Source organism: Streptomyces sp. NPDC054847, from assembly GCF_053610925.1.
Map to the genome: position 1 here is coordinate 1 of NZ_JBSGZJ010000528.1, position 4,663 is coordinate 4,663.

The 4,663-nt window shown below is 72.1% G+C and carries 5 protein-coding genes; 2 read left to right on the forward strand and 3 right to left on the reverse strand.

Translation table 11 applies throughout. The annotated features are described in order from the left end of the window. Nucleotides 1-119: 119 nt before the first annotated feature. On the forward strand, nt 120-611 hold the full coding sequence (locus ACWGH4_RS31605) for a hypothetical protein (protein WP_453466931.1): 492 nt from the start codon (nt 120-122) through the stop codon (nt 609-611). Between the two features lie 27 nt (nt 612-638). Here ACWGH4_RS31605 and ACWGH4_RS31610 read toward each other — a convergent pair whose 3' ends face one another. Genes ACWGH4_RS31610 through ACWGH4_RS31620 form a run of 3 tightly spaced genes read right to left on the reverse strand, consistent with a single transcriptional unit; the run spans nt 639 to nt 2,984 of the window. After that, on the reverse strand, nt 639-1,415 hold the full coding sequence (locus ACWGH4_RS31610; protein ID WP_453466933.1) for an enoyl-CoA hydratase/isomerase family protein: 777 nt from the start codon (nt 1,413-1,415) through the stop codon (nt 639-641). Further along, nucleotides 1,412-1,834, reverse strand: a complete 423-nt coding sequence (locus ACWGH4_RS31615) for an OB-fold domain-containing protein (protein WP_441265096.1) — start codon at nt 1,832-1,834, stop codon at nt 1,412-1,414. Before ACWGH4_RS31615 ends, ACWGH4_RS31610 begins: the two co-directional genes overlap by 4 nt. 1 nt (nt 1,835) lies before the next feature. Beyond that, nucleotides 1,836-2,984 (reverse strand): lipid-transfer protein, encoded by a 1,149-nt coding sequence (locus ACWGH4_RS31620; protein ID WP_441265095.1) that lies wholly within the window; start codon nt 2,982-2,984, stop codon nt 1,836-1,838. A gap of 66 nt (nt 2,985-3,050) precedes the next feature. On the opposite strand from ACWGH4_RS31620, the gene ACWGH4_RS31625 reads away from it, so the two are divergent. Beyond that, nucleotides 3,051-4,616 carry a FadD3 family acyl-CoA ligase gene (locus ACWGH4_RS31625; protein ID WP_453466935.1) on the forward strand — a complete coding sequence of 522 codons (1,566 nt, stop codon included), beginning with the start codon at nt 3,051-3,053 and terminating at the stop codon, nt 4,614-4,616. Nucleotides 4,617-4,663 lie beyond the last annotated feature (47 nt).

Genomic DNA, 4,663 nt, shown 5'->3' on the forward strand with positions numbered 1-4,663 from the left:
CCCTGCGGGGGCGACCGCCGTCGGCGTTCTCGTGTCCGGAAGTGCCCCGTGACGCTGCTAGGGTGACGTGCGCTCGTCAACCGGGCCCATTCGCCGACACTTTCAACGGGGGTTGAAACGTGAAAATCCGTCATGTCCGCGCCATTGCCGTCTTCGGGATCGCGCTCGTCGCACTGACCGGGGCCCGTGGCTCCGGCGGTGGTGGCTGTGACAACTCCAGCAGCTCCAGCAGCTCTTCGAGCAGTGGCGGCAGCCACCGCGACGACGACAGCTCCAGCAGCACCGGCGGCGTCTCCGTCCCCGGTGGTTCCAGCGCCGACAAGGCCGCGCGTGACATCACCATCGACGAGTGCAAGTACGACGACGCGACGAAGGCACTCACCGCGAAGATCACCATCAACAACAGTGGCTCGCTGGACTACGACTACGACGTCACCATGAAGTTCACCGGTGGTGTCGGCGGCACGGCCGTCCCGGCCACCGCGAGCAAGACGGCGATCGCCGTCGCCGCGGGCGCCTCGGAGACCACCGTGCTCACCACCCCGTACACCGGCTCCGGCGACGGCTCCGAGTACACCAAGTGCGAGGTCTCGCGGGCTTCCCGCAGCTGACCCGCGCCACGGCGCCCCGGTCGGGCGCTAACGCAGTCGGAAGCCGCCCTTGCCCCGCCCCTCCGCGAACAGCTCGGCCTGCCGCCGCGGCGGCAGGTTGCCGAGCGTGCCGCGGTGCGGGGCGAGGGCGAGCGCCCGGGAACGTGACGCCTCGGTGGCCGACCACACGGCGCGCACCGTCCCCTGGACGGCGTCCGTCGGACACGACGCGATCACCGCCGCGGCCCGCAGTGCCGCCGCTGCCGCGCCGCCGGGCTCCGTCAGCTCGGAGACCAGGCCCACTTCATACGCGCGGCGTGCGGTCAGCCGTTCCGCCGTGCCCATCAGGGCCGTCCGCGCCACCTCGCCGGCCGGCATCCGCTGGGCCATGAAGACGGACTCGTAGGCGCTGACCATGCCGTAGGTGGTGTGCGGGTCGAAGAACGTCGCCTCGTGCGAGGCGATCACGAACTCGCTCTCGCCGAGCAGATAGAACGCCCCGCCGCAGGCCATGCCCTCGACGGCCGCGATCACCGGCTTCCACAGGTCGTTCGCCTTGGGGCCGATCTCCAGCAGCGGATCGTCGAGGGAGTACGGCGATGACGGCTGCGGCACGTCCGCCGAGCGGTCGATGCCCGTGCAGAACGCCCTGGTCCCCGCGCCTGTGATCACCGCCGCCCGGACCGCGTCGTCGCGGCGGAACTCCCGCCACACGGCGGTCAGTTCGGCCGCCGTCTCCAGGTCGACGGCGTTGAGTCTGGCGGGCCGGTCGAGGGTGACCAGGGCGACGCCGGTGTCCTTGTCGGTCTCCACGCGCAGGCTCATGCGCGCTCCAGTCGCCAGCGGGGCAGCCCGTCCCGGGTGAACACCACGCGCACCCCGGCGCCGATGCGCAGCCGGGCCGGGTCCACGGAGTTCAGCGGCGCGTCCGGTGCGGCGACCACGTTGCCGGCGAGCCGGATGCGGGGGGCGTCGAGCAGCTCGACGACGACCGCGTTGTAAGGGGCCTGTTCGGCGTAGTCGGGCAGCAGTGGCGGATGCGGGAGCACGAACGACCAGATACGACCCCGGCCGCTCATCCGGCGCCATGCGCTGTCGAAGGACCCGCAGTGCGGGCAGCAGGGCCGCGGCGGGAAGCGGGGTTCGCCGCAGGCGGGTGCGGCACAGGCCTGGACGCGCAGTTCGCCGCGCGCCGCGTACTTCCAGAAGGGCGCGCCGTCGTCGTCGATGACCGGTCGCAGCATCTCAGCTCCTCAGCAGAAGGGCCGACGTCGGTACGCCCTCGCCCGCTGTCACCAGGCAGGTCCGCGCGTCCGGCACCTGTGCCGTCGAGGCGCCCCGCAGTTGCTTGACGCCCTCGTTGATCAGGTTGAATCCGTGCACGTAGGCCTCGCTGAGTCCGCCGCCCGCGGTGTTCAGGGGCAGACGACCGCCGATCTCCAGCGCCCCGCCCTCGGTGAAGGCCGCGCCCTCGCCCCGCCCGCAGAAGCCGTAGCCCTCCAGTGACAGCGGGATGAGCGGGGTGAAGGCGTCGTAGATCTGGGCCACATGGACGTCGTCCGGCCCGAAGTCGGCCTGCTTCCACAGGTGCCGGGCGGCCGTCCAGGCGGGCCCGGTGAGCGGGTCGTCGTTCCAGTAGTTGACCATGCCGTGGTGCTGGGCGGGCAGGCCCTGGGCGGCGGAGTGGATGTAGACGGGTCTGTGCCGGCAGTCGCGGGCGCGTTCGGCGCTCACGATCACGCAGGCGAGCGCGCCGTCCGTCTCGAGGCAGTTGTCGAAGAGGCAGAGCGGCTCGCTGATCCAGCGGGCGGTCATGTACATCTCGCGGGTGAGCGGGCGTTCGTACATCATCGCGGCCGGGTTCTGGTTGGCACGGTTGCGGCAGGCGAGGGCCACATTGAAGAAGTGGTCGCGGGTCGCGCCGTACTCGTGCATGTAGCGGCGGGCGAGGATGCCGATCTCGTCGGCGGGCCGCAGCAGGCCGAAGGGGCGGGTCCACTGGGCGGGGGTCGGCAGCTGGGCCGTGGTGCTGGTCCAGGGCCGGGGGCCGGAGCCGCGTTTGCGTGAGCGCCAGGCCACGCCGACGCCGGCCTGCCCGGTGGCGACGGCTCCGGCCAGGTGGGCGACGGTGGCGCACGAGCCGCCGCCCCCGTAGCCGACCTTGGAGAAGAAGGTGACGTCGCCCGCGCCGACGGCCTTGGCGAGCTCGACCTCGTCGGTCTCCTCCATCGTGTACGAGGCGAAGCCGTCCACCTCGGAAGGGGCGATGCCGGCGTCGTCGAGAGCGGCGAGGACCGCCCGGCAGGCCAGTGTCTTCTCCGACTCGGGCAATCGCCTGGCGAAGGCCGTCGAACCGATGCCGACTATCGCCGCCTTGTCCTTGAGGGTCGCCATGGCCGGAGCGTACAGCTAATCTGACGTACCGTCAGCTACTGCGCGAGGACGTACGGGAGGCATCTGATGCGACGCGGCGACCTGGCATGGGGCACCGTCCCGGAGCTGGTACGAACCGCCGCCCTGCGGTACGGGCAGCGCGAGGCGGTCGTCGAAGGGCGCACCCGCGTCCCCTACGCCGAGCTCGGTGAACGGGTCGAACGCGCCGCCGCCGCGTGCATCGCCGCCGGCGTGCGCAAGGGGGACCGGGTCGCCGTCTGGGCGCCCAACACCCTCGACTGGATCGTCTGCGCCTTGGGCGCCGTCACCGCGGGGGCCGTGCTCGTCCCCCTCAACACCCGCTTCAAGGGCCCCGAGGCGGCCGACGTCCTGCGGCGCTCACGGGCCAGGCTCCTCTTCGTCACCGGCACCTTCCTCGGCACCTCCTACGTCGCCTCCTTGCGCCGCTGCGACGTGGAGCTGCCCGACCTGGAGCAGGTGGTCGTCCTCGCCGAGAGCGCGCCGGAGGAGTACCGGACCTGGAAGGACTTCCTCGCGGGCGGTGACGGCGTCGGCGCACGGCGGGTGCGGGAGCGGGCCGCCACCGTCACCGCCGACGACCCCTCCGACCTCGTCTTCACCTCCGGCACCACCGGCCGCCCCAAAGGCGCCGTCATCACCCACGCCCAGACGCTGCGCTGCTACGACCTGTGGAGCGAGCTCGCAGGGCTGCGCGAGGGCGACCGGTACCTGATCGTGAACCCGTTCTTCCACACCTTCGGCTACAAGGCGGGCATCATCGCCTGCCTCACCCGCGGCGCCACGATGGTCCCGCAGCCGGTCTTCAACGTGGAGACCGTCCTCGCCAACATCGCCGCGGAACGCATCTCCGTGCTCCCCGGCCCGCCGACCCTGCACCGGTCGCTGCTCGACCACCCGGCACGCGCCCGGCACGACCTGAGTTCACTGCGCCTCGTCGTCACCGGCGCCGCAGTCGTCCCCCTCGACCTGGTGGAACGGCTCCGCGACGAACTGCGTATCCCCACCGTCCTGACCGCCTACGGGCTCTCGGAGGCGAGCGGCATCGTGACCATGTGCCGCCGGGGTGATGCCCCCGCCACCGTCGCCGCCACCTCCGGCCGTGCCATACCCGGCACCGAGGTCCGTGTCCTCGCGCCGCCGGGGGAGCCGGGAGAGGTCCTGGTGCGCGGTCACAACGTCATGTGCGGCTACTTCGAGGACCCCGAGGCCACGGCCCGCGCGATCACTCCCGACGGCTGGCTGCGCACCGGCGACGTCGGCGTCCTGGACGAGGCGGGGAACCTGCGCATCACCGACCGGATCAAGGACATGTTCATCGTCGGCGGATTCAACGCCTATCCCGCGGAGATCGAGCAGCTGCTCGGCCTGCACCCGGACGTCGCGGACGTCGCCGTCGTCGGCGTGCCCGACGAACGCCTTGGCGAGGTGGGCAAGGCGTACGCGGTCCGCCGGCCCGGTTCGACGCTCACCTCCGACGACCTGATCGCCTGGTCACGGCGGGAGATGGCGAACTACAAGGTGCCCCGGCACGTGGAGTTCATGGCCGGCCTGCCCCGCAACGCGAGCGGGAAGGTGCTGAAGACCGAGCTGCGCGCCCGGCACGGCGGCTGAGCGCGGCACCGGCCCGGTCCCGCGCTGTCGCGGCACCGGGCCGGGCC